Origin of the sequence: Pantoea sp. V106_11, assembly GCF_029967885.1 — a bacterium.
Lineage (GTDB): Bacteria > Pseudomonadota > Gammaproteobacteria > Enterobacterales > Enterobacteriaceae > Pantoea > Pantoea ananatis.
Window position 1 is genome coordinate 94,971 of sequence record NZ_JASCAK010000031.1, and the last position, 22,726, is coordinate 117,696.

The following is a 22,726-nucleotide window of genomic DNA, read 5'->3' on the forward strand; positions in this document are numbered from 1 at the left end:
TCTCCTTAGATAACTGGTATTGTGATTAATAATGCGGCCAGGGGACGCGTATTCTAGAAAGTATCGCGCTGTTTTAAGACTATTCGGGATGACAAGAACCGCATTCCGGGGCCTGAATTCACCTGCCATATATTGGAAAAAGGAGCCTTTGACATGGAATGAAACTGCGGCTTATCCAGCCAGGTAAGCCTACTCGGAACTGATTTATTGAGCGTTTTAATGGAAGGTTTAGATATAAGTGTCTGAACGGAAAATGGTACAGTGATATTGTTCTTTCCAAAAAAACGATTAATGAGTAGTAGCAGGGTTACAACGAATGCTGTTTTTATTCTGAAATGGGCTGAATGACGCCCTTCAGATTTGCCGCAAAATATGCCGGTTGCCAGAATGAAGCCGGTAATTCTTGATTACAAATGTAGCGGGTCAGTAAGTTATCCTCAGCTTTAAGCATATTAATAGCAAGCTAACAATTTTTTCCATTGTAAGTGTTGCTCATGATGAATAACAACGTTTTCAACGTGTTTTAAAAGCACGAATTTATGATTATAGCTTTAGGTGGGTTATAAAAAAACAATTAAAATCATAAGGTTGTAGACTGATTTTTTAAAAAATCGCTCTAAGCGTGCAGGCTGTCATACACAAAAGTTGGGTACATACTTTGCAATTCACTAATATTTACATATTTTTACTTTCAAGAATATTCTGATATATGCAATATTCGAAATGCACTTTTTGACAAGATTATTCTAGAGGGATTTTATGTCTAATATCAGAGAGTTAAACTTAAGTGAAATTGCACTGGTAAGTGGTGGTAATGCGAACAGTGGTTATGAAGGTCCTCACGCCCGAAGTAATCCAAAGACAGGTCCGCAAAACACCTTATCCCGAAATGCCCCTACTCACATATACAGTGACCCAAGTACTGTAGCGTGTGCAAACTCAGCATTTGGTGCACTGGCCAGCCTCCCTAATATAGGAAGGGCCTCAGCCAAAATGGTTGGAGCGGCGACGCAATGTCTGAATACAAATAGTTCCGGACGCGGTCAGTCAGCAGGTTCAGCACATTGCTCTGGCAACTCCGCATCAGGCACATGTAATCGTTAAGAAAACGGGTGTTAACTACTAACTGATAACATTATTTCGTGTAAAAATTTCCTATATGAATACTGATATTGAATTATTAGATAACACCCATTCCCAAGGGATTGTTAAAACAGTCTTTGCTCCTTCTGCAAAGACTGCTATTTTATATATCATCATTTTCATTATTACTCTAACTGTTTTGAACAGAACGCCCGATGTAGTTGCTAAGTATGTTAGCCCTGTTAAAGCATATTTTTCATCCTACATTCTTGGGCTTGTTATTACAATTTTGACATATTTCACTCTATTTTTTAAATGTGAAAAGATAAAGTCACTTAGTAAATTCATCCCTCTCACGCTATCTCTTTTATTTGTTCAGTCTTTAAGTCCTCCTTCATCAGGCGCTGATTTGACATTGTCATCATTGTTGAGTCAGGAAAACATAATTTATTTTTTCATTATGATTTTTATTGGCCCATTTGTTGAGGAAGTTGCTTTCAGAGGGTGCTTGTTCGGTTCATTATGCTGCCTCTGTAAGTCCTTCAGTGGCGGAATAATAGTTGCATTGTTGATGACCTCTCTGATATTCAGTGTCATGCACGCTCAATATGATTCCATATCTGCGTATATTACTGAATTCGTTTTTTCTGTTATCCTTACTGCGATAAGAATTAATACGAAATCTCTTATATTTCCCGTTTTAGCACACGCTGCCCTAAATGCTTTTGCTGTCTTATCTTTGATTATTTCGGTGACCTTATAAGGTGAATACATGAAAACAAAAAACGTTATTTTTTTGTTGATTTCTCTTTATGCCATGTATGTCGTGGTTGCCTGGCCGAATGATTTATTACCAATAAGGGAACATCTCCACATTTTTTTGACAGGATCGTTCTTCTTTATCGGAGTGTTTTTTTCTTTAGATAAAGTCTGGAAAGGGGTTATTTGGTTATTTACTGACGGTAAATATAAAAGCAAGTAGCAAGAATTCTAAGCGAAGAAGAAAATGGACTTATTCAGAAAAGAAGCGCTTGATAGACAGAATGACTCAGCATATGGTGATATCGTTATCCCGGCATCATTAGGTATATCCTTCAGTGCAGGTGCAACTCTTCTACTGGTTACTCTGATTATATCTTTACTTTATTTTGGCCATTATACGCGTAAAGCACATCTTTCAGGCATAGTGATGCCCTCAACTGGACTTATAAAAATAACTCCTCATTATGCTGGATATGTTACTGGACTGATGGTTTCAGAAGGCCAGCATGTCTCTGCTGGCACCCCCCTGTACCATATAAGTGGCGAACGCTACGATGGGCAGGGAGCGGGTACTCTCGCAGCCATCAGTACGTCACTTAAAACACAATACTCGATGCTTGTTTCTCAGCAAATAATGGAACAACACGATAATCAGCAACAACAGAACTCATCCCGGCAGCGGATTGCCTCCCTGAAACCGCAGATAAAAAGCGCTGAAGACCACTTTAATTTGGCAGAATATAAAGCGCGACTTGCTGAATCAGTAATGCAGCGTTATAAAAAACTCGTATCTACTCATTATGTTTCAGATATCGAATATCAGCAGAAGCAGATGGAGGTATCCGCTGCTCAGGAAAATGTTGAAAGTCAGCGCATGCAACTGCTGCAGTTACACACTACGCTGGAGTCAGCTGAGGAGGATTTGAATCATCTCATTGCTCAGGGAGAAAGCCGACAATCAGAGATCAGGCGACAGCTTCAGAGTATTAAGCAGCAGCAGGCAGAACTTGCAGCGCAGGAAAGTTTCACTCTCACTTCACCTGTATCAGGGACAGTAGCAGCGGTGCTGATAAAGCAGGGTCAATCCGCCAGGGCATCAGAAGCTGTTATGACTCTGGTTCCTGATGATGCTCAACTACAGATTGAGCTTTATGCAACCAGCCAAAATAGCGGATTTATTAGGCCAGGGCAGCGCGTATCATTGCGATTTTCTGCCTTCCCATATCAAAAATTTGGAGTTCAGCATGGCGTTATACGAGAAATCAGCAGAACGACGCTGAGCACCTCCGATCTATTGTCCGTGTCACCTGTTACCTGGAAGGAAAATGAAGGTCATTATCGTGTAATTGTATTGCCCCAACACGATTACATAATGGCTTATGGACGAAGCGAACCTCTGCGTCCTGGCATGACCCTTGAGGCTGACGTAAACCTCGATACACGTTATTTGTGGGAGTGGATGACTGAACCACTCTGGAGTATTAAAGGGAAAATGTAATGAGTATGCTTCAATGGACTGGGAAAAAACATCTACCTGTTATAAGACAAACGGAATCCGCTGAATGTGGATTAGCCTGCCTTGCGATGCTGGCTTGCTGGTATGGTATGCAGACTGATTTATCTAAGCTACGCGAACGTTTCAGTATCAGCATTAAGGGGATGACTCTTCAGAGGCTTATGGAATGCGCTTCAGCAATCCACCTTTCTTCACGTGCAGTAAGACTCGAGCCAGAAGATCTTAAGTCACTCACATTACCATGTATCCTTCACTGGGACATGAATCACTTTGTAGTACTAAACAATCTTCGAGGGAATAAACTTGTAATTCACGATCCAGACAAAGGAAAACGCACGATTTCTGTCCCTGAAGCGGGAAAACATTTTACAGGGATTGCACTGGAAATATCTCCAGCAGAAAATTTTTCACCACAGAATGAAAAGAAAAAAATTCATCTTCGTAATTTAACAGGAAAAACGCCCGGCTTATTGCCGGCAATGCTTAAAATTACTGTTTTTGCACTGGCACTTGAGGCACTTGCGCTGGGTGGCCCGCTTCTTAACCAAATGGTCATTGATGAGGTTCTGGTTTCGGCTGATCAGGGCCTGCTCACTGTCGTCATTACAGCTTTACTGTTGCTTTCACTTACCCAGTTACTGCTATCGCTTGCACGTCAATGGGCAAGCATTACATTGTCTGTTAATTTCAATATGCAATGGACGGCACGGGTTTTTCACCACCTGATACGTCTTCCCCTGACATGGTTCGATGCGAGAAGTAAAGGGAGTATCAGTGCCCGCTTCGGTGCTATTGACACCATACAGCAAGCTCTGACTACACAGGTGCTTGAAGGGTTAGTGGATGTGCTTGTTGTAGTAACTTCACTTGGAATGATGCTTCTATACAGTACGGAAATGACATTTATTGCCATTGTGGTATCAGTTTTTTATGCTCTGCTCAGGGCGCTGTGGTACCCATACCTGAAACAGTCTGCAGAAGAAACATGGGATGCCAGCACACGAGAGTCCAGCCATTTCCTTGAAACCCTTAATGGTATTTTGAGCCTGAAAATCAACGGGGTTATTGAGCAGCGCGAAGCTGCATGGCTAAATCTCAACGTCACACGCCGTAATACTCAACTAAAACAAAGTAGACAGGGAATGTATTATGATATAGCACATTCCCTGGCGACGAGTCTGGTGGCGGCGATTGTTCTGTGGAAAGGCGCTGAAGAAGTGCTGAACGGAAAATTTACTGTTGGCATGTTAATAGCCTATCTGTCTTTCCAGGGGAGTTTTTCTTCCAGTATAAGTAATCTGACTGATAAGTTCTTTTCATGGCGTATGCTGGGCGTTTATAACGAACGTCTGGCTGACATCGTCATGAGCCCTGCGGAAGGGCATGTGCAGAATCCCCAGGAAGACAGCACTCAGGAGTACAGAGTAACTGCAGGAAGATTTGATCGGTTTGAAGACTCCTCATTTTTATCACTGGAAGGCGTTTTTTACAGCTACAGAGGTAGCAATACACCAATAGTTTCTGACCTTTCTCTCACCCTTAATCCAGGAGAAGTAGTGGCCATAACGGGTAAATCAGGCTGTGGCAAATCAACACTGGTTAAACTTATAATGGGCATAGATACACCAGACAGCGGTGTGATAAGGGCTTTCGGTATACCTCACTATCATCCCGATTACTTTCAGGTACGTCAGCGTATTGGAACTGTGCTGCAGGATGACACCCTTTTTAAAGGCACAATATCGGATAACATTATCTTTTACAGTGAAGAGCGCGATCAGGAACGCATGAAGCATTGCGCAAAGCTTGCACTCATCGACAGTGAAATCATGGCTATGCCTATGGGTTATCAAACATTGATTGGTGAGAATGGAGGCGGTCTTTCTGGAGGGCAAAAGCAACGAATTCTTCTGGCACGGGCTTTATACAAGAAACCTGGATTTTTATTGTTAGATGAAGCGACAAGTCATTTGGATGTGGAAAGCGAAATTGTTATCAGCCAAATGCTGCGAGATAGTGGTATTCCTGTATTGCTTATTGCTCACAGGCCAGAAACACTTGCTTCTGCAGATCGCATTCTGAAGATGGAAAAAGGAGCTTTTTTTTCAGCCCACCAATTGACTTGAGCTAGGCTAAAAAATGTAATGTTCGTTTTTTTCTTGAGGACACATTTCGGGTGGGTATACATAACTACTTTGAGCTTTGGCTCAGAAAAAAAGGTTAAAGTAATGGACAGATTAACACCGACTACCGGAGAACTGAGATATGTATGAAGACAAGAATAAAGCTATCAGAGAAGCTGACGAAAGAGAAAGAGCCAATAACTGGCTTATCCGTCTAAATTTTAAGGGCATTATGTTGATGCTTGAAGTTTTTGCCATAGGTATAATTTTATATTCTCTGTGGAAAAATTGAATCAATGACTCGCCATTTTCTCTTCATCAACCTTCTGGCAAGCGTGTTCTTCATGACGACCAGTAAGTCGTTATAAGGGCAACCCGGAGTCAATTCACCATACAGAGTTGACGGTAAATTTTTGAAACATAAACCCAAACACTTATATAAAAGTCTAAAAAGACTTCCCTAGAGTTAGAGCATTTAGGCCATGGGAAACAGTAAGCGTACAACTAATGTAAGCATCCTGATAAAACTAACCGTCAATTTTTAGAGAGATTTTAGAACTCAAACTCCCATTTCTGACATAGAGACCGGAATCACGAACGAACCGATGTCCGCTATGAGCGAACAGCGGAAGTTCGCGATTGTCATAACAACCAGGGGCCAGGACTAACATTGGAATCTGATAATCAACCGGGAGCAGATTGTAAATAGACCCGTTTTAGTTCCAGGCATTTTTTGAGATCCCGGCCAAATGATTGTGTTGCCGATATTCCTCCGGCGTCATATTGTTCAGTGATTCATGCGGGCGTTCACAGTTATATTCTGACACCCACCTTTCCGTGATTTCCCGCACTTCATTCAGCGTTCTGAACAGATAAAAATCGAGTATTTCTGTTCGGTACGTCCGGTTAAACCGTTCGATAAAGGCGTTCTGCGTTGGTTTGCCCGGCTCGATAAATTCCAGCATCACTCTATGCTCTTCAGCCCACTGTGCCAGCGTCAGTGAGACCAGTTCTGGTCCGTTGTCCATCCGCAGTTTCAGTGGATAACCCCGGTTTGCCACGATTCTGTCCAGCACCCTGACCACCCGCTGTGCCGGGATATTCAGATCGATTTCTATGGCGAGGGCCTCGCGGTTAAAGTCATCAACCACATTAAAGGTCCGGAAGCGTCTGCCGCAGACCAGCGCATCATGCATAAAATCGATGGACCAGCTCTGGTTAAGCGCTTCCGGCGTAGCCAGTCGCGCCGGGTTACGTGCGGGTAAACGCTGTTTTCTCTTGCGACGAAAATTCAGTTTCAGCAGGCAGTAAATCCGGTGAACGCATTTATGGTTCCAGGTGTTACCCTGCCTGCGCAGCAACTGGAACAGCTTTTTGAAGCCGTATCGCGGGTAGCGCTCTGCCAGCTCAGTCAGCACCTGGATCACCGGTTCATCACGCCGGGTATCGGGCTGGTAAAAACAGACCGTCCTGCTCAGCGATAACGTCCTGCAGGCCTGGCGAATGCTCATGGTAAATTGCGCAGTCAGGTAACCGACGAGCTCACGCTTTATCGCTGGTTTTAAAGCTTTTTTTCGATAACGTCTTTCAGCGCCCGGTTCTCAAGGCTCAGGTCGGCAAACATCTGTTTGAGGCGACGGTTTTCATCCTCCAGGTCTTTCATCTTTTTTATATCAGAGGCTTCCATACCGCCAAACTTCGCTTTCCAGTTGTAATAGCTGGCTTCAGAGATACCGGCTTCACGGCAGACATCCTAAACGGTACGTCCGGCTTCGACGGACTTCAGAACGGCAATGATCTGGTGTTCGGTGAATCGGGCTTTACGCATGGTGATCTCCTCACAGGACATAATCAGTATGTCGGAAGATCTCTAAAAGTGAATGGTTCGTTTAAGCGGGATACTTACAATCCGGTCGAATGCTGGGCATGTTCTTTTTCTGAGGCTTCTCGAAGGCTTTACCGATATTTATGCCGGGAACAGCATCAATCAGCCCTGTGTGGGCGTAGATCATGACCTCATTAATGCGTTGGCACAGGCGACGAACGGTTTCCAGTGCTCCTCTGGCCTGAACCGGTTGCACGGCCTGAACCAGGGTATGAGCTTTGATATCTGTGACGCTGACGTCACCAATCGCCGGAAAGACATCTCTTTCAAGAGAACGCCAAATATCCTCTGCATAGTCCTCGGTCACACTGGTTTTCTTCACATTCCACCAACGTTCAGCCACGAGTTGGAAAGTATTGGTTTTGGCTTCAAGCGAACTCCGCAGTAATACTTGCTGATGTTCCTGAGGATCGATCTGCTTTGCTAAAAGAGAACGAGACTCTGCCCGATAGCTTCGAGCATCGGCAAGCGTAACTGACGGGTAGGGGCCAATGCGCTTTTTCGCTCACTTCTTGGTGACAGGGCGAATGTAGCGAAATTGCCAGATTTTACTCCCGTTGGATTTGATCGGTAGCTCAAGGCCATCGCCATCATAGAGCACATAGTCCGCTTCCTTGGGTTTGGCAGATTCGATTTCCTTAACCGAGAGGGGTTTGGCTTGTCTTGCAATTGCCGGGTTTACATAGTTTTAGGCACCTCAAAAGCAATAAAGCTTTATGAGGTGCCTAACAAGGTACCTAAAAGGTTCGGATTTAATTAGTTTTCTTCGGACTTCGCGGGACAAATTACAAACACAAAAAAACCCGCGAGGCTTGCGCCGTGCGGGCTCTTAGGACTTCATCGGATGACTCTGGTAATCACCGATGGAGAATTTTGGTGGAGCTGGCGGGAGTTGAACCCGCGTCCGAAATTACTACACCGTCGGCACTACATGCTTAGTACAGTCTTTACATTCGCCGGTCAGCTGCGGACAGACACGCCACTAACAGACTAGCCTGATTCAGTTTAACGCTTCAACCCCAGGCAAGGCATCCACGCGATCTCTTTTGGGTTTGACCTCTCTTGATCCCCGTCCTAAGAGCGGAGGCTAGGGAGAGAGGGCTCTAAGCAGGTTATTAAGCTGCTAGTGCGTAGTTTTCGTCGTTTGCGACTATTTTTTTGCGGCTTTTTACGAGGCCAACCGCCCCTCGGCATGCTCCTAAGGCTTCACAATCCCGTCGAATCCAGAATCAGCCCCAGAACTTCAAATACTAGCAAAAAAGCGTATCGAAATCCAGTGTTTAACGATTGGCGTTCTTCATGATACGCGCTTTATCCATTTGCCATTCGCGATCTTTGATGTCATTGCGCTTGTCGTGCTCTTTCTTACCGCGAGCAACGCCAATCTTTAGCTTACACCAGGCGTTCTTCCAGTAGAGCGACAGCGCCACAACGGTATAGCCTTCGCGGTTCACACGGCCGTAAAGTGAGTCCAGCTCACGCTGCTTTAACAGCAGTTTACGGCTGCGGGTAGGATCGCAGACCACGTGCGATGAGGCCACCGCCAGCGGCTGAAAAGTGGAACCGAACAGATAAGCTTCACCGTCGCGCAGCAGAATGTAGCTGTCGCTGATGTTGGCTTTACCTGCACGGAGTGATTTAACTTCCCATCCCTGTAGCGACAGGCCGGCTTCGAACTCTTCTTCAATGAAGTATTCGTGGCGGGCGCGCTTATTCATGGCAATGGTGGCAGAACCGGGTTTGTGTGCTTTTTTCTTTGTCATAATGCCGCGTATTTTACATCACTTGGTCGGTTATCGCATCCCCAGTCCAGCGGGGCAGCAGGAAACAGGGTATTCTAGCACACCATGGCAATGAGGAATTTTTGTTTAATCGCTGAAAATGCTATTATTTAGCGGTTTTGTGACGAACAGGAACCATTATGGCTCAGATTAGTCGTTCGGCGCTTGTCCCCTTTAGCGCCGGACAAATGTACCAACTTGTAAATGATGTGGATGCTTACCCGCAATTCCTGCCGGGCTGCACCGGAAGCCGCGTACTGGATGCCTCAGAGAATCAAATGACGGCTTCAGTCGATGTGTCGAAAGCGGGCATCAGCAAAACATTTACCACCCGAAATACGCTGACCGACAACCAGAGCATTCATATGCAACTGGTCGATGGGCCGTTCCGTAAGCTCACCGGCGGTTGGCGCTTTGTCGATCTCGGGGATGATGCCTGTAAGGTCGAGCTGAGCCTGGAGTTTGAGTTCACCAACATGCTGGTCGAAATGGCATTTGGTCGAATCTTCAAAGAGCTGGCCAACAGCATGGTGCAGGCCTTTACCCAGCGCGCCAAAGAGGTTTACAGTGCCTGATATCTCTGTCGAGGTGGTGTACGCCCTGCCTGAAAAACAGTATCAGCATTACGTAAAACTGGAAGAGGGCAGCACGGTTGAGCAGGCTATCCGCAAATCAGGCTTGCTGGAACTGCGGCCTGAAATCGATCTCGCCAGCAACAAGGTGGGGATTTACAGCCATCCGGTAAAACTGAGCGATACCGTGCAGGAAGGCGACCGGGTTGAAATTTATCGCCCGCTGATTGCCGACCCGAAAGAGCTTCGTCGTCAACGAGCAGAGCGCGCGGCAAGCAGTAAAAAATAATCTCTCGGTTCGATTTCTGAGCATGAAAAAGGCGCTGATTAGCGCCTTTTTTACGTTCTGTCTTTTACGTTCGCTCAAACTGCGTTCGGTGATGCTAAGTCGCTTGTCGGTAACGACCCTGGCGTCCTGGATTAATTATCCTGTGAAGAAGACAGCGCGGGCTTGTTATCGATGTTGGTCAGTACGCCGCTACGGTCAAAGGTCAGGGTCAGCGTTTGCTGTTTCACCTTCTCGTGGCCTGGCTCCTCACGGAAGACGTAGTACCAGACATTGCTGCCAAAGGGATCTTTCATCATTGGCGTACCCAGCGTATAGGCAACCTGCTGCTGAGTCATACCGGTGTGAATCTTGGCAACATCGTTAGCAACCAGATAGTTGCCCTGATTGATATCGGGGCGATAAACAACGCGCTCTAAAGTAGAACATCCGGCGGTCATCATTAACATTACCACTGCCGCGGCAGTCAGCGTTTTACAGCGCATCTATACATTCCTTTTCCGGGGCGAAACGCCTTTTACAGGCTGTTCTTCTGCCATCAAATTCTGAACTCTGCCTGCGGCAGGCTTTATTATTCAGGCGACATTAGCTGTCGATGATAATAAACCTTTTCGCTATTGGAAACCTCTACAGAGCATGCATATGACCACGCTGTGGTAAAAAAGTGCATATCAGGCCGCTAAAAGTTCTTTCGCGTTAGCCAGTGTGTTGCGGGTGACCTCGCTGCCGCCCAGTAACCTCGCCAGTTCCTGCAGGCGTGCGCGCTTATCCAGAGGCTGCATATGCGTTTCTGTCATTTCGCCATCGGTTTCCTTGCTGACAAAGAAATGCTGATGTCCACAGCCCGCAACTTGCGGCAGGTGGGTTACGCACATCACCTGGGTAGATTCGCCCAGCTGACGTAACATTTTACCCACTACCGCAGCCGTCGGACCGCTAATCCCCACGTCAACTTCGTCGAAAATCATCGCCGGCGTTTCCATTTTCTTCGCGGTGATAACCTGAATCGCCAGCGCGATACGCGACAGCTCACCACCCGAGGCGACTTTACCCAGCGGCTGTAACGGCTGTCCGGGGTTGGTTGTTACCTGAAAATCAATGCGGCTGGCACCGTCGGCGGTCAGTTGCTCCGGGTTGAAGATCAACTCAATGGCAAAGCGACCGTGCGGCATCGAAAGCAGATGCATGCTCTGAGTAATCAACTGCTGTAGCTCGTTGGCATAACGGGTGCGTTGCGCATGCAGTTGCTCCGCGCACGCCAGGGCAGCCTTGTAGTGTTCGGTTACCAACGTCTGCAGGCTTTCCTGATCGCTTTCCTGCTGTGACAGCAGTTCCGCTTCATCGAGTAGTTGCTGGTGCACGGCGGGCAGGCCCTCTGGTGCCACATGGTGCTTGCGGGCCAGGGCGATTTGCCGGGAGATACGCTGTTCCAGCTCATAGAGGCGGTTCGGATCCAGATCCAGACTGTCGCAGTAGTGACGCAGTTCGTCACTGGCTTCGCTCAGCTGAATGGCGGCTTCTTCCAGCAGGTTATAAACGCCGCTGACCTTGTCATCCATCGCAGTGAGTTCAGACAGCATCTGACGCGCGCTGTACAGCATGCTGTTCAGATTGGTGTCGTCACTGTCGGCTAACAGTTGCAGCGCCTGCTGGCTGGTCGACAGCAGTTGACCGCTGTTCGCCAGGCGTTTGTACTCTTCGTCAATCTGCTCAAATTCCCCTGCTACCGGCGCAAACTCGTTCAGCTCTTTAAGCTGGTACTGCAACAGCTCACGGCGGGATTCCCGCTCCTGCGCCTGTTGCTGATGCTGCGCCAGCGTGCGGCAGCTCTGGTGCCATGTCTGATAGGATGCCCGCATCTGAACGAGCAGGTCGTCATGACCGGCGTAGGCATCCAGCAGGTGCTTTTGATGATCGGGTTTGAGCAGCAGCTGATGGGCATGCTGGCCGTGGATTTGGATCAGCAACTGGCCCAGATCGCGTAACTGCGAGAGAGGAACGGCCGTACCATTGATAAAGCCGCGTGAACGACCATCGGCGCTGATGACGCGGCGCAACAGGCACTCGTTGCCGTCGTCGAGATGATTATCGCTCAGCCAGCGCTGGGCAGAAGGCGACGCTTTAATTTGAAAGCGCGCACACAGGTCAGCACGGCTGGCCCCCTGACGCACCATGTCCGCATCGGCGCGACCGCCGAGGCACAACCCAAGCGCATCGATAGCAATAGACTTACCTGCACCGGTCTCACCGGTGATGGCGGTCATACCGCGTTGGAAATCAATGTCGAGCTCACGAACGATAGCGAAATTGCTGATGGTCAGTTGTGCCAGCATAGCGTCACCTGTATGAATAAACACATATGGTTTTTCATACAGTATAAACTGGTTTTTTATCCAGTAAAGAGGGCGCGCTCATTTTCAGAACAATTTTTTTGACCAGCCCAGTTTTGAACTCAGCGTATTGAAATAACTGTAATTTTTAGGATGGATAAGGTTGAGATGATTTTCGCTACGGCGAATCAGCACATCTTCTCCTTCCTGGATAGGCAGCGCAATCTGGCTGTCACAGCTGATCTCAAGGTCGTTACGCCGTGCCGAGAAACGCAGCCGAATCGTACTGCTGCTGTTGATCACCAGCGGGCGCGCCGACAAGGTGTGCGGGAACATGGGCACAATGGTAATGGCGTCGAGCGACGGTGTTAAAATCGGGCCGCCCGCTGAAAGCGAATAGGCGGTGGAACCGGTAGGCGTGGAAATAATCAGGCCATCGGAACGCTGCGAGAAGGCAAAGACTTCGTCGATGTACACTTCAAACTCAATCATGTGCGCGACTTTGCCCGGATGCAGCACCACTTCATTGATGGCGCTGCCAATACGCGGGGAGCAATCCGTCTTGCAGACCTGTGCTTCCAGCAGAAAGCGGCTTTCGACAAAATAGTTGCCGTTCAGCACTTCATCGAGCTGGTGATGGGCGTTATCGGGGTCAAGATCGGTTAAAAACCCTAAATTACCGCGGTTAATGCCAATCACTTTTATGTCATAACGCGCCAGTACTCTGGCGGCACCTAACATATTGCCGTCGCCGCCCACCACGACGGCCAGATCGGCCTGTTGGCCAATCTCAGCCAGCGTACCGGTCTGAACATTCCCCAGCGACAGTTCCTGTGCAATCTGCTGTTCAACGATAACGGGATAGCCTTTGGCAGTCAGCCAGCGACACAGCATCTCATGTGTGGTGAGCGCGGTAGGATGGCGTGGATGGCCCACAATACCAATGCAGTTAAAGTGTTTGTTCATCGAGTGGGTGTTCCTCATAAGCCAAATCGGCACGATGATGTGACGTGTTCCCTTGAATCCGTCAAACCAATCCCCATAATAAGCCAACCAGCGACGTGAATGTGCAAAACGCGGAGAAATTCATGAGTAGTAAAGAACAGAACACCCCAAACGAGCAAGTCTCAGACGAAATTCAACAGGATCAACACCAACCTCAGGACGCGGAGACAGCAGTAGAGGTGGATCCGCGTGATGAGCGCATCGCTCAGCTTGAAGCTGAGTTAGCCCAGTTGCAGACGGGCGTGCGTGATGCGCAGCTGCGTGCGCAGGCAGAAATTGAAAACGTTCGCCGCCGCACCGAGATGGATATTGAAAAAGCGCACAAGTTTGCGCTGGAGAAGTTTGCCAATGAGCTGCTTCCGGTGATCGATAGCCTGGAACGTGCACTGGAACTGGCCAACAAAGAAGACGAGAAGTCTGCCTCTATGGTTGAAGGCATTGAGCTTACGCTGAAATCCCTGCTGGGCGCGGTGCGTAAATTCGGTGTTGAAGTGGTCGGCGAAACCGGTGTGCCCTTTAATCCTGAAGTGCACCAGGCGATGTCGATGATAGAGTCTGAGGATTTCGAGCCTAACCACGTCATGATGGTCATGCAACGCGGTTATACGCTTAACGGCCGCCTGCTGCGTCCGGCCATGGTTGCCGTGGCGAAAGCGAAAGCCTGATTACTGTCTTACCCTGCAAACGGCCGCGCACTGACGCGGCCGTTTGTGTTTATGGCGTTTACTCAGGTAATACCGGCGTCCAGTTAATCGGCGTTTTACCGGCATCGCGTAGCAGCGCATTGGTTTGGGAAAAATGCTGGCAGCCAAAGAAGCCACGATGCGCGGAAAGCGGGGAAGGGTGCGGCGCCTGCAGCACGTGATGGCGCTGGCGATCGATAATGCTGCCTTTCTTCTGGGCGTGCGAGCCCCACAGCAGAAAGATCACGCCTTCACGCTGTTCGTTGATAGCTTTAATCACCGTATCGGTAAAGGTTTCCCATCCCAGTCGGGCGTGAGAGTGCGCTTTACCGGCTTCAACGGTCAGTACGGTGTTCAGTAACATCACGCCCTGTTCCGCCCAGCTTGCCAGATAACCATGGCTGGGCCGCTCAAACCCCGGAATGTCCTGCTGCAGCTCTTTGTACATGTTCTGCAGTGACGGCGGCGTCTGCACGCCCGGTAGCACAGAGAAAGCCAGCCCGTGTGCCTGGTTCGGGCCGTGATAAGGGTCCTGCCCCAGAATCACGACGTTAACGTCACCTAATTCGGTTAAGCGAAACGCGTTAAACACATCTTTCTGAGGCGGATAAACCGTTACGCCTGCGGCCCGCTGATTCGCGACATGCTTCAGGGTTTCGATGAAGTAGGGTTTTTCTTTCTCTTCGGCCAGCACGTCGTGCCAGGTCAGCTTTTCAGCCATGATCAACTCCCTTGTATTTCGAACCCTAAGCTTAGCGGTTCAGTCTTCAGACATGAAGCCCAAAAATTTTTGAAGAATTAAACAAAATTTTCCTAAGGCGGGTTTTTAAAATCAAAAGCTTATCAGGGTGGCGATAAAACGCCCGGCGGTAATTGATGCAGGTCAAAACTATGGCAGACATCGGGTGGTATACCAACAGCTCAAATTGACTGAGTCACGGTGTAGACGAAGGTCGCACCTTGCAGGAGAGATTGAAATGATCACAGGTATTCAGATTACCCAATCGAGTAATCCGGCGTTAATTAACTCTTTCTGGCTGCTGGACGAAGAAAAAGCCGAAGCGCGCTGCCTCTGTGCCGTTGCAGGCTATCAGGAGGATCAGATTGTGAAGATTGGGGAGTTAGGCGACGTGGCTTACCGCGACGTGCCGGTTGAGGTGAAACCTCAGGTTCGCGTAGAGGGCGGTCAGCATCTCAACGTCAACGTATTGCGCCGCGAAACGCTGGAAGATGCCGTGAAACATCCCGAAAAGTATCCCCAACTGACAATCCGTGTTTCGGGCTATGCCGTGCGCTTTAACTCACTGACCGCGGAACAGCAGCGCGATGTGATTGCCCGTACCTTTACTGAAAGTTTGTAACGGATCGGGCGCTGAAATAAAACGCAGCGCCTGTCTGCAAAATTTATCAATGTTAACAATATGATAAATTTGATTGGGTAAGCGCGCGTTTAGGCTGGCAGGCCAGCGTCGCCTGTTCGATGCTAAAATCACGCTAAACGCGTATTTACAGGCCTTTTAAAAACAAAAATCGCCTCACTGGAGGCGATTTTTTTAAGTCCGTGCTGATTTATTCCGCACTCTCGCTGCCCGGCGTACTGCCGCTCGGCTTGCGACGCTTGCCCACGTTTTTGAGGTCACGGTGACGCTTTTTAACCCGCGGTTTCTCTTCTTCTTTCGCTTTTTTCTCTGCACGCTTGGCAAGCGCCTTTTTCGACGGTTTTCCCGTCGTTTTCGCCGAAGGCGCGCGCGTAACAGGACGCAGCTCGTCAATCACCCGGGCTTTAATCGGTTCATCAACATAGCGGCTGACTTTACCCAGCAGCAGATGGTCGTGTGCTTCAACCAGCGAAATCGCGATACCTTTACGACCGGCCCGGCCAGTACGGCCAATGCGGTGCAGATAGGTGTCAGCGGTGCGCGGCATATCGAAGTTGATGACGTGGCTGACATCGTCGACGTCAATGCCGCGTGCGGCAATATCGGTCGCCACCAGCACATTGACGCGGCCCTCGACCAGGCGTTTAATCGCCTCATTGCGTTTAGCCTGGACCATTTCACCTTCAAGGTAGCTGGTGCGGATACCGGCATCATGCAGCCAGCTGACCAGCTCGTGCAGACGTTCGCGCTTGCGCACAAACACAATTGAACGGGTCACTTCCGGCTGCTTTAACAGATGAACCAGCAGCTTTGTCTTGTGCTCAAGATCGTCGGCGCGGTGATACCACTGCTGGATCTTCTTACGCTCGCGACGGCTGGGATCGGCTTCCAGTTCAACCGGTTCATTCAGCAGGCGCTCGGCAAAATCCTTGATATGCTCGCCTTCCAGCGTGGCAGAAAACAGCATCGTCTGTTTGCGCCAGCGCGTTTCGCCCGCGATGGTTTCAATATCCTGAGCAAAGCCCATGTCCAGCATGCGGTCGGCTTCATCCAGGATCAGCGTTTCTACAGCGCGGCAGTCAAAGTTTTCTTCTTTAATGTATTGCAGCAGACGACCAGTGGTGGCAACCACGACATCCTGATTTTCGCTAAACACTTCAGCGTGGTTCATGAAGGCCACGCCGCCAGTGATGGTGGCGATATCCAGATGCGTGTGTTTCGCCAGTTCCCGTGCCTGGTCGGCAACCTGCATGGCCAGCTCACGGGTTGGCGTTAAAATTAAAATACGCGGCGGGCCAGACTTCTTGCGCGGAAAATCGAGCAGGTGCTGCAACACCGGTAATAAATACGCGGCGGTTTTCCCGGTCCCGGTAGGTGCCGAACCCAGAACGTCGCGGCCCTCCAGCGCGGGGGGAATGGCAGCAGCCTGAATTGCTGTCGGGCGCGTATAGCCTTTCTCCTGCAGCGCTTCAAGTAGGCTTTCGTCGAGTTCAAGTTCGGAAAATGTGGTTACGGTCATGTTCTACCTCAGTTTGGGGCGCTGATTATAGACAGATCGAACATAATCTTCATCTGTTTATCGGTATTGACTGCGCCAGATTACGTCAACGGCGTGAATTCCCCAACCCACCACGTTACACTTACGCCTTGCCGTACGGCAGGATAAAAGGTGAATGGTCGCTGAGTATGATGCAGGACAAGCCGCAGGCGCGGCCACAATTAAAAAAGAATGGTTTTACCTTCAAGCAGTTTTTTGTTGCACATGACCGCTGTGCGATGAAGGTCGGCACAGATGGTATTTTGCTGGGCGCATGGGCACCGGTCGCCGGGGTGAAGCGGATCCTCGATATCGGCACCGGTTCGGGCCTGATAGCCCTGATGCTGGCCCAGCGTACTCCGTCGAATGTCGACGTGGATGCCGTAGAGTTAGATCCGGACGCCGCACAGCAGGCGCATGAAAACATCCAGCAGTCGCCGTGGGCAGCGCGAATGCAGGTTCATCAGCAGGATATCGCCCAGTGGGCTGAAAACTGCGAAGCGCGTTACTCGCTTATCGTCAGTAATCCTCCTTACTTTGATCCCGGTGTAGCCTGCGCAACCCCGGCAAGAGACAGCGCACGTGCCACTGGTTCATTAGATCATCAGACGTTATTGCGCTGTGCGGCCGCGCTGATCGAAGAAGAGGGGTTTTTCTGTGTGGTCTTACCCGAAGCGACAGGGCAGCAGGTTATCGCGCTGGCACAGGCTGACGGCTGGCACTTACGCTTTCGTTTTGATGTAGCAGAGTACGCACATCGTCCCCCGCATCGGGTTCTGCTGGGCTTTTCCCCCAGCCCCGGCGAAACCCTGTTTGAGCGGCTGGCTATTCGCGATGCAGACAGGCAGTACTCAGACGCCTGGCAAAGCCTGACGCGTGACTTCTATTTGTTTATGTCCTGACCCGGTTGCAGCACGGTAGGCTGGGCCTCAGGGAGCAAATCCGGATAGTCGCGGATAAAATGCAGCCCGCGGCTCTCTTTTCTCTGTAGTGCACAGCGCACCATCAGCTCAGCCACCTGCACCAGGTTACGCAGCTCCAGCAGGTTATTGGACAGGCGGAAATGATGGTAATACTCGTCTATCTCCTGTTGCAGCAGGGTAATGCGGCGCAGTGCCCGCTCCAGCCGTTTGGTGGTGCGGACAATGCCCACGTAATCCCACATAAATAGCCGCAGCTCATGCCAGTTATGCTGAATTACCACCCGTTCATCGGCGTCATCCACCTGGCTGTCGTCCCAGGCCGGGAGGTTATCAACGGCTTCGACCTCCGGTAAAACACGCAGCAGATCCTCCGCTGCCGACCAGCCATATACAAGGCATTCGAGCAGCGAGTTGGAGGCCATGCGATTGGCACCGTGCAGGCCGGTGTAGCTGACTTCACCGATGGCATACAGGCCGTTGATATCGGTGCGGCCCTGCGCGTTGACCATGACGCCACCGCAGGTGTAGTGCGCGGCAGGCACCACCGGGATCCTGTGTTTGGTCAGATCGAAACCAAAGGTCAGCAGTTTTTCGTAGATCATCGGGAAGTGTGAACGCACAAAGGCTTCAGGCTGATGGCTGATATCCAGATACATACAGTCAACGCCAAGGCGTTTCATCTCGTGATCGATGGCGCGGGCGACAATGTCGCGCGGTGCCAGTTCAGCGCGCGCATCAAAGTCGGGCATAAAACGCGAGCCGTCGGGCCGCACCAGCCAGGCCCCTTCGCCGCGCAGCGCTTCAGTGAGCAGAAAGTTTTGTGCCTGGGGATGAAACAGGCAGGTCGGATGAAACTGGTTAAACTCCAGATTAGCCACGCGACATCCCGCCCGCCAGGCCATCGCAATGCCATCACCAGAGGCGATATCGGGGTTGGTCGTGTACTGATACACTTTGGCCGCGCCGCCCGTCGCCAGCACCACGGCACGTGCGCGGCAGGTCTCAACCCGTTCACGATTACGGTTCCAAATCCAGGCGCCGGTCACCCGGCGCGGGCCCGGCAGGCCGAGCTTATCCGAAAGAATCAGATCCACCGCGTTGGTGCGCTCGAGAATGCGGATATTGGGATGATGCAACGCTTTGCCTACCAACGTGGTTTCCACTTCGCGACCCGTCGCATCCGCGCTGTGCAGGATACGGCGGTGGCTGTGGCCGCCTTCACGCGTCAGGTGATAGCGCATCTCGCCTGCAGCCTGCGGATCGGTATCAAATGCCACGCCGTTATCAATCAGCCATTGCACGCAGTGCCGCGCATTGCTGGCCACAAAGGAGACGGCGGCCCGATCGCATAAACCTGCCCCCGCGATCAGCGTGTCTTCCACATGTGAATCAATGCTGTCGGTTTCGTCAAAAACCGCCGCAATCCCGCCTTGCGCATACAGCGTCGAGCCTTCATTGACCTGCGCTTTGCTTAATACGGTGACCTGATAATGCTCTGCCAGACGCAATGCCAGCGACAATCCTGCTGCACCGCTGCCGACGATAAGGACATCACACTGATAATCAGAGGAAGAGAAAGTTGTCATAGTGTTTAATTTACTAAACAAGAATGGACCGAGCATAAGCGTTTGGACATTTTTTGTGAAGTATTTTGAACACGAGCGCGGCAATATGCGTGTCTGAAAATTAATTCATTAGTGATATCAAGAGGTTAATGTTTTGCAGGTTTAAATCGGGTTTTTTATACCAAACTTAATCGATTACAAGGATTTAAAGATGAAAAAGCTGTTGTCATAGGTTACTCTGCCTGCGATTTGCGCGCGTTACACTGAACGAAAATGAACAAACTGTGTGATTTTGCCGCAAAGTGGCTTAAAAGAGGCCGAGAGTGAACTTTTTGCCACGCAAAGACTCAAAGCGCATGCTTGCTCAATAGCGGTGTGCTGGCAGTTCCTTAACGCATAAGAAAGTATTTGGGGAGACATTACCTCGGATGAGCGAGCAGTTAGCGGACCAGGTTCTTGTTGAACGGGTTCAGAAGGGGGATCAAAAGGCGTTTAACTTACTGGTAATTCGTTACCAGCATAAAGTGGCGAGCCTGGTCTCACGATATGTCCCTTCAGGCGATGTGCCTGATGTCGTTCAGGAATCATTTATTAAGGCTTATCGTGCGCTGGACTCGTTCCGGGGCGATAGCGCGTTTTACACCTGGCTGTATCGTATAGCAGTGAATACAGCAAAAAATTATTTGGTCGCTCAGGGGCGTCGTCCGCCTTCCAGTGATGTTGATGCAATTGATGCTGAAAACTTCGAAAGTGCGGGCGCATTGAAAGAAATTTCGAACCCTGAGAACTTAATGTTGTCAGATGAACTGAAACAAATCGTCTTTCGTACCATCGAGGCGCTTCCTGAGGACTTGCGAATGGCAATTACCCTCAGGGAACTTGACGGTCTGAGCTATGAAGAGATCGCCGTCATTATGGATTGCCCGGTGGGCACGGTCAGGTCCCGCATCTTCCGTGCACGTGAGGCCATTGATAATAAAGTTCAACCGCTTATCCAACGTCAGTGATAACGGCTACTGGAAGGGTATTAGGCATGCAGAAAGAAAAACTTTCCGCTTTAATGGATGGTGAGGCTTTAGACAGTGAGCTGTTTTCAGCGCTGTCCAAAGACGCAGAATTACAAAAAAGCTGGGAACGCTACCATCTTATCCGCGATACCATGCGCGGTGACGTGGGCGAGCACCTGCATTTTGACATTGCTGCACGCGTCGCTGCTGCGATTGAAAAAGAGCCTCAGCGCAACGTCACAACCTTGATCCCCGAAGCACAGCCCGAACCTTCTCGCTGGGAAAAAATGCCGTTCTGGCATAAAGCTCGCCCGTGGGCGGCACAGATTACCCAGGTTGGTGTCGCCGCCTGTGTTTCCCTGGCTGTTATCGTTGGCGTTCAGCACTATAACCAACCGGGTAGCGGCAGCGTCGAAAGTTCTGATTCGCCGGTCTTCAACACCTTACCTGTCATGGGTAAAGCCTCTCCCGTGAGCCTTGGCGTGCCATCGGATGCCTTTGGCAACGGTAATGCGACTCAGCAGGTGCAGGATCAACGTCGTCGCGTGAATGCCATGCTGCAGGACTATGAACTCCAGCGTCGCCTGCATGCGGATCAGCTGCAGTTCGAAACCAATGCGCCTAAACAAGCGCAGGCCAATGTCCCTGGTAATCAGTCATTAGGAATGCAGCAGCAGTAATGAAGCCGCTATGGTATGCCGTCAGCCTTCTGGCAGGCAGCCTGTTGTGGTCATCTGCCGCCCCAGCGCAGGTTTCTGCGTCTGGGGCGTTATTGCAGCAGATGGAGCAGGCAAGCCAGACCCTCAACTACGAATTCGCCTACATTAACGTTTCCCGCCTTGGCATGGAATCTCTGCGCTATCGTCATGCGGTTATCGACGATCGCGTTTATGCGCAGGTGCTGCAGATGGACGGTCCGCGTCGTGAAGTGATTCAACGTGGCAACGACATCAGCTATTTTGAACCTGGCATTGAGCCTTTCTCGCTACCGGGCAACCACATTGTGGATGCGCTACCGTCCATTATTTACGCCGACTTTGGCAAGCTGGATACCGCCTACGATTTTATCACCGTGGGCCGTTCACGCATTGCCGACCAGATGTGCGACGTAGTGCGCATCGTTTCACGCGATGGCACGCGCTACAGCTACGTTGTCTGGCTGGACGTGGATACCAAGCTGCCGCTCCGGGTCGATTTGCTTGACCGGGATGGTGAAACGATGGAGCAGTTTCGCGTTATCAGCTTCGCGGTGGACGATGGCGTTCGCAATCTGATGCAGGGGCTGGAGAAAGCGAATTTGCCGCCATCGCTGTCGTTAACTAAAACCGATAACGTTTCGTTAGACTGGCAGCCCGCCTGGCTCCCCGCCGGCATGACGCTGGTCTCGCAAAGTCGTCGCACCATTCCCGCGTTAAATAAATCGGTTGAATCACGGCTCTACAGCGATGGCCTGTTTAGCTTTGCGGTCAATGTCACTCCGGCAGATAAAAACAGCACCGCACAGACATTGCGCACGGGACGTCGTACGGTGCAAACCGTAATACGCGATAATAACGAAATTACGGTCGTCGGCGAACTACCGCCCGTGACGGCCAAACGTATCGCAGACAGCGTCGAATTCGGGGCAAAAAAATGATGAGAGAATGGGCCACTGTGGTGGCATGGCAGGATGGCATCGCCACGCTGCACACTGAAGCTAAAACGTCCTGCAACAGCTGTCAGGCACGTAAAGGCTGCGGTAGCCATATGCTGAATAAGCTGGGGCCAAAGAACGCGCACGTGATGCAGATCGCCAGCAGCAAGCCGTTGACGCCGGGCCAGCGTGTTGAACTCGGTATCAAAGAGAGCAGCCTGCTGGGTTCCGCGCTGCTGGTTTATATGACGCCTCTGTTTGGCCTGTTCCTGTTTGCCGGCCTGTTTCAGGCGCTGTTTGGTAGCGACCTCGCGGCGGCCTGCGGCGCGCTGTTAGGCGGCGTGGGGGGCTTTATCGTGGCCAAAGGTATTTCGATGAAATTTGGCGATCGCGAGGCATTCCAGCCCGTTATTTTAAACATCGCTTTGCCGCCAGATGCACTGCGCGTTGAAAGCGAAGCCTGATCCTCACTCAAGCCGCACTTGCTGCGGCTTCTGTCATTATGGCGCCTCGCCAAAAACTGTTTCGCTTCCACAACGTTCCATTCTTTTATGCGCGGCCTTAACAGTGTAATATGCGTCGTCATTAATGAGGCTGACAGGATTGTGGGTTAAGAGCGATCTTCCTGAATGTGTCTGTGCTCAGGTTTCTAACTG

Annotated in this window: 21 protein-coding genes, 1 other RNA gene and 3 pseudogenes; 15 read left to right on the plus strand and 10 right to left on the minus strand. The window is 50.2% G+C overall.

Annotated elements, in window-relative coordinates:
- Positions 1 to 38: 38 nt before the first annotated feature.
- The 6 genes and pseudogenes from QLG08_RS15700 to QLG08_RS15725 form a co-directional block, all read left to right on the plus strand.
- Positions 39 to 341 (plus strand): annotated as a pseudogene (locus tag QLG08_RS15700) (integrase core domain-containing protein); the annotation flags it as partial.
- Positions 342 to 1,159: 818 nt separating this feature from the next.
- The gene (locus QLG08_RS15705) at positions 1,160 to 1,846 is read left to right on the plus strand and encodes a CPBP family intramembrane glutamic endopeptidase (RefSeq protein ID WP_279752594.1); all 687 of its coding nucleotides are present in this window, start codon (positions 1,160 to 1,162) and stop codon (positions 1,844 to 1,846) included.
- 9 nt (positions 1,847 to 1,855) lie between these two features.
- Complete coding sequence (locus QLG08_RS15710) at positions 1,856 to 2,065, plus strand: hypothetical protein (RefSeq protein ID WP_279752593.1); 210 nt, start codon at positions 1,856 to 1,858, stop codon at positions 2,063 to 2,065.
- 24 nt (positions 2,066 to 2,089) lie between these two features.
- Positions 2,090 to 3,343, plus strand: coding sequence for an HlyD family efflux transporter periplasmic adaptor subunit (locus tag QLG08_RS15715; protein WP_279752592.1), 1,254 nt, complete (start codon positions 2,090 to 2,092; stop codon positions 3,341 to 3,343).
- The gene (locus QLG08_RS15720; RefSeq protein WP_282472987.1) at positions 3,343 to 5,487 is read left to right on the plus strand and encodes a peptidase domain-containing ABC transporter; all 2,145 of its coding nucleotides are present in this window, start codon (positions 3,343 to 3,345) and stop codon (positions 5,485 to 5,487) included. Before QLG08_RS15715 ends, QLG08_RS15720 begins: the two co-directional genes overlap by 1 nt.
- Positions 5,488 to 5,626: 139 nt before the next feature.
- The gene (locus tag QLG08_RS15725) at positions 5,627 to 5,776 is read left to right on the plus strand and encodes a hypothetical protein (RefSeq protein WP_279752590.1); all 150 of its coding nucleotides are present in this window, start codon (positions 5,627 to 5,629) and stop codon (positions 5,774 to 5,776) included.
- A gap of 424 nt (positions 5,777 to 6,200) precedes the next feature.
- Here QLG08_RS15725 and QLG08_RS15730 read toward each other — a convergent pair.
- From QLG08_RS15730 to smpB, 4 genes and pseudogenes are all read right to left on the minus strand, one after another.
- A pseudogene (locus QLG08_RS15730) lies at positions 6,201 to 7,312 on the minus strand (IS3 family transposase).
- Positions 7,313 to 7,391: 79 nt separating this feature from the next.
- Positions 7,392 to 8,039 (minus strand): annotated as a pseudogene (locus QLG08_RS15735) (integrase domain-containing protein); the annotation flags it as partial.
- Positions 8,040 to 8,243: 204 nt separating this feature from the next.
- Positions 8,244 to 8,606, minus strand: a transfer-messenger RNA (tmRNA) gene (gene ssrA / locus QLG08_RS15740).
- 43 nt (positions 8,607 to 8,649) lie between these two features.
- The gene (gene smpB / locus QLG08_RS15745) at positions 8,650 to 9,132 is read right to left on the minus strand and encodes an SsrA-binding protein SmpB (protein WP_013026784.1); all 483 of its coding nucleotides are present in this window, start codon (positions 9,130 to 9,132) and stop codon (positions 8,650 to 8,652) included.
- A gap of 158 nt (positions 9,133 to 9,290) precedes the next feature.
- On the opposite strand from smpB, the gene QLG08_RS15750 reads away from it, so the two are divergent.
- Entirely contained in the window at positions 9,291 to 9,725 is a 435-nt protein-coding gene (locus QLG08_RS15750) for a type II toxin-antitoxin system RatA family toxin (protein WP_013026783.1), read from the plus strand.
- A complete protein-coding gene (locus QLG08_RS15755; RefSeq protein ID WP_013026782.1) occupies positions 9,718 to 10,011 on the plus strand; it encodes an RnfH family protein in 294 nt (97 codons plus the stop codon). The genes QLG08_RS15750 and QLG08_RS15755 overlap by 8 nt, the downstream gene beginning before the upstream one ends.
- 131 nt (positions 10,012 to 10,142) lie before the next feature.
- On the opposite strand, the gene bamE is transcribed toward QLG08_RS15755, so the two are convergent.
- From bamE to nadK, 3 genes are all read right to left on the minus strand, one after another.
- Positions 10,143 to 10,493: an outer membrane protein assembly factor BamE gene (bamE, locus tag QLG08_RS15760; RefSeq protein ID WP_014605250.1), complete on the minus strand. Its 351-nt coding sequence runs from the start codon at positions 10,491 to 10,493 to the stop codon at positions 10,143 to 10,145.
- A gap of 186 nt (positions 10,494 to 10,679) precedes the next feature.
- Positions 10,680 to 12,341: a DNA repair protein RecN gene (gene recN / locus QLG08_RS15765; protein WP_014605251.1), complete on the minus strand. Its 1,662-nt coding sequence runs from the start codon at positions 12,339 to 12,341 to the stop codon at positions 10,680 to 10,682.
- Between the two features lie 84 nt (positions 12,342 to 12,425).
- Positions 12,426 to 13,304 (minus strand): NAD(+) kinase, encoded by an 879-nt coding sequence (gene nadK / locus QLG08_RS15770; protein ID WP_014605252.1) that lies wholly within the window; start codon positions 13,302 to 13,304, stop codon positions 12,426 to 12,428.
- A gap of 122 nt (positions 13,305 to 13,426) precedes the next feature.
- Between nadK and grpE the strand changes: the two genes are divergently transcribed.
- Complete coding sequence (gene grpE, locus QLG08_RS15775) at positions 13,427 to 14,008, plus strand: nucleotide exchange factor GrpE (RefSeq protein WP_282472988.1); 582 nt, start codon at positions 13,427 to 13,429, stop codon at positions 14,006 to 14,008.
- Between the two features lie 58 nt (positions 14,009 to 14,066).
- On the opposite strand, the gene ung is transcribed toward grpE, so the two are convergent.
- Positions 14,067 to 14,747: a uracil-DNA glycosylase gene (ung, locus tag QLG08_RS15780; protein ID WP_014594344.1), complete on the minus strand. Its 681-nt coding sequence runs from the start codon at positions 14,745 to 14,747 to the stop codon at positions 14,067 to 14,069.
- A 256-nt stretch (positions 14,748 to 15,003) separates the two neighbouring features.
- Here ung and grcA point away from each other — a divergent pair, with 256 nt between their 5' ends.
- On the plus strand, positions 15,004 to 15,387 hold the full coding sequence (gene grcA, locus QLG08_RS15785; RefSeq protein ID WP_014605253.1) for an autonomous glycyl radical cofactor GrcA: 384 nt from the start codon (positions 15,004 to 15,006) through the stop codon (positions 15,385 to 15,387).
- A 208-nt stretch (positions 15,388 to 15,595) separates the two neighbouring features.
- Here grcA and srmB read toward each other — a convergent pair whose 3' ends face one another.
- Positions 15,596 to 16,924, minus strand: a complete 1,329-nt coding sequence (gene srmB / locus QLG08_RS15790) for an ATP-dependent RNA helicase SrmB (protein WP_014594342.1) — start codon at positions 16,922 to 16,924, stop codon at positions 15,596 to 15,598.
- A gap of 167 nt (positions 16,925 to 17,091) precedes the next feature.
- On the opposite strand from srmB, the gene QLG08_RS15795 reads away from it, so the two are divergent.
- Positions 17,092 to 17,844: a tRNA1(Val) (adenine(37)-N6)-methyltransferase gene (locus QLG08_RS15795; RefSeq protein ID WP_014605254.1), complete on the plus strand. Its 753-nt coding sequence runs from the start codon at positions 17,092 to 17,094 to the stop codon at positions 17,842 to 17,844.
- Here QLG08_RS15795 and nadB read toward each other — a convergent pair.
- Positions 17,826 to 19,487: an L-aspartate oxidase gene (nadB, locus tag QLG08_RS15800; protein ID WP_015699725.1), complete on the minus strand. Its 1,662-nt coding sequence runs from the start codon at positions 19,485 to 19,487 to the stop codon at positions 17,826 to 17,828. The two genes, QLG08_RS15795 and nadB, sit on opposite strands and share 19 nt — an antisense overlap.
- A gap of 371 nt (positions 19,488 to 19,858) precedes the next feature.
- On the opposite strand from nadB, the gene rpoE reads away from it, so the two are divergent.
- Genes rpoE through rseC form a run of 4 tightly spaced genes read left to right on the plus strand, consistent with a single transcriptional unit; the run spans position 19,859 to position 22,534 of the window.
- Positions 19,859 to 20,437 carry an RNA polymerase sigma factor RpoE gene (rpoE, locus tag QLG08_RS15805; RefSeq protein ID WP_006120509.1) on the plus strand — a complete coding sequence of 193 codons (579 nt, stop codon included), beginning with the start codon at positions 19,859 to 19,861 and terminating at the stop codon, positions 20,435 to 20,437.
- Positions 20,438 to 20,463: 26 nt separating this feature from the next.
- Positions 20,464 to 21,117, plus strand: a complete 654-nt coding sequence (gene rseA, locus QLG08_RS15810) for an anti-sigma-E factor RseA (protein WP_014594339.1) — start codon at positions 20,464 to 20,466, stop codon at positions 21,115 to 21,117.
- The gene (gene rseB / locus QLG08_RS15815) at positions 21,117 to 22,073 is read left to right on the plus strand and encodes a sigma-E factor regulatory protein RseB (RefSeq protein WP_013026771.1); all 957 of its coding nucleotides are present in this window, start codon (positions 21,117 to 21,119) and stop codon (positions 22,071 to 22,073) included. The genes rseA and rseB overlap by 1 nt, the downstream gene beginning before the upstream one ends.
- A complete protein-coding gene (gene rseC, locus QLG08_RS15820) occupies positions 22,070 to 22,534 on the plus strand; it encodes a SoxR-reducing system protein RseC (protein ID WP_013026770.1) in 465 nt (154 codons plus the stop codon). Before rseB ends, rseC begins: the two co-directional genes overlap by 4 nt.
- Positions 22,535 to 22,726: the final 192 nt, after the last annotated feature.

Excerpts from the sequence above, each read along its gene's own strand:
- ung (WP_014594344.1), bottom strand. The coding sequence starts at position 14,747 with ATGGCTGAAAAGCTGACCTGGCACGACGTGCTGGCCGAAGAGAAAGAA.
- nadB (WP_015699725.1), bottom strand. The coding sequence starts at position 19,487 with ATGCTCGGTCCATTCTTGTTTAGTAAATTAAACACTATGACAACTTTC.
- rseB (WP_013026771.1), top strand. The coding sequence starts at position 21,117 with ATGAAGCCGCTATGGTATGCCGTCAGCCTTCTGGCAGGCAGCCTGTTG.
- QLG08_RS15710 (WP_279752593.1), top strand. The coding sequence starts at position 1,856 with ATGAAAACAAAAAACGTTATTTTTTTGTTGATTTCTCTTTATGCCATG.
- bamE (WP_014605250.1), bottom strand. The coding sequence starts at position 10,493 with ATGCGCTGTAAAACGCTGACTGCCGCGGCAGTGGTAATGTTAATGATG.
- rseC (WP_013026770.1), top strand. The coding sequence starts at position 22,070 with ATGATGAGAGAATGGGCCACTGTGGTGGCATGGCAGGATGGCATCGCC.
- QLG08_RS15715 (WP_279752592.1), top strand. The coding sequence starts at position 2,090 with ATGGACTTATTCAGAAAAGAAGCGCTTGATAGACAGAATGACTCAGCA.
- QLG08_RS15795 (WP_014605254.1), top strand. The coding sequence starts at position 17,092 with ATGATGCAGGACAAGCCGCAGGCGCGGCCACAATTAAAAAAGAATGGT.
- recN (WP_014605251.1), bottom strand. The coding sequence starts at position 12,341 with ATGCTGGCACAACTGACCATCAGCAATTTCGCTATCGTTCGTGAGCTC.
- grcA (WP_014605253.1), top strand. The coding sequence starts at position 15,004 with ATGATCACAGGTATTCAGATTACCCAATCGAGTAATCCGGCGTTAATT.
- QLG08_RS15705 (WP_279752594.1), top strand. The coding sequence starts at position 1,160 with ATGAATACTGATATTGAATTATTAGATAACACCCATTCCCAAGGGATT.
- rseA (WP_014594339.1), top strand. The coding sequence starts at position 20,464 with ATGCAGAAAGAAAAACTTTCCGCTTTAATGGATGGTGAGGCTTTAGAC.
- grpE (WP_282472988.1), top strand. The coding sequence starts at position 13,427 with ATGAGTAGTAAAGAACAGAACACCCCAAACGAGCAAGTCTCAGACGAA.
- rpoE (WP_006120509.1), top strand. The coding sequence starts at position 19,859 with ATGAGCGAGCAGTTAGCGGACCAGGTTCTTGTTGAACGGGTTCAGAAG.
- QLG08_RS15725 (WP_279752590.1), top strand. The coding sequence starts at position 5,627 with ATGTATGAAGACAAGAATAAAGCTATCAGAGAAGCTGACGAAAGAGAA.
- nadK (WP_014605252.1), bottom strand. The coding sequence starts at position 13,304 with ATGAACAAACACTTTAACTGCATTGGTATTGTGGGCCATCCACGCCAT.
- srmB (WP_014594342.1), bottom strand. The coding sequence starts at position 16,924 with ATGACCGTAACCACATTTTCCGAACTTGAACTCGACGAAAGCCTACTT.
- smpB (WP_013026784.1), bottom strand. The coding sequence starts at position 9,132 with ATGACAAAGAAAAAAGCACACAAACCCGGTTCTGCCACCATTGCCATG.
- QLG08_RS15750 (WP_013026783.1), top strand. The coding sequence starts at position 9,291 with ATGGCTCAGATTAGTCGTTCGGCGCTTGTCCCCTTTAGCGCCGGACAA.
- QLG08_RS15720 (WP_282472987.1), top strand. The coding sequence starts at position 3,343 with ATGAGTATGCTTCAATGGACTGGGAAAAAACATCTACCTGTTATAAGA.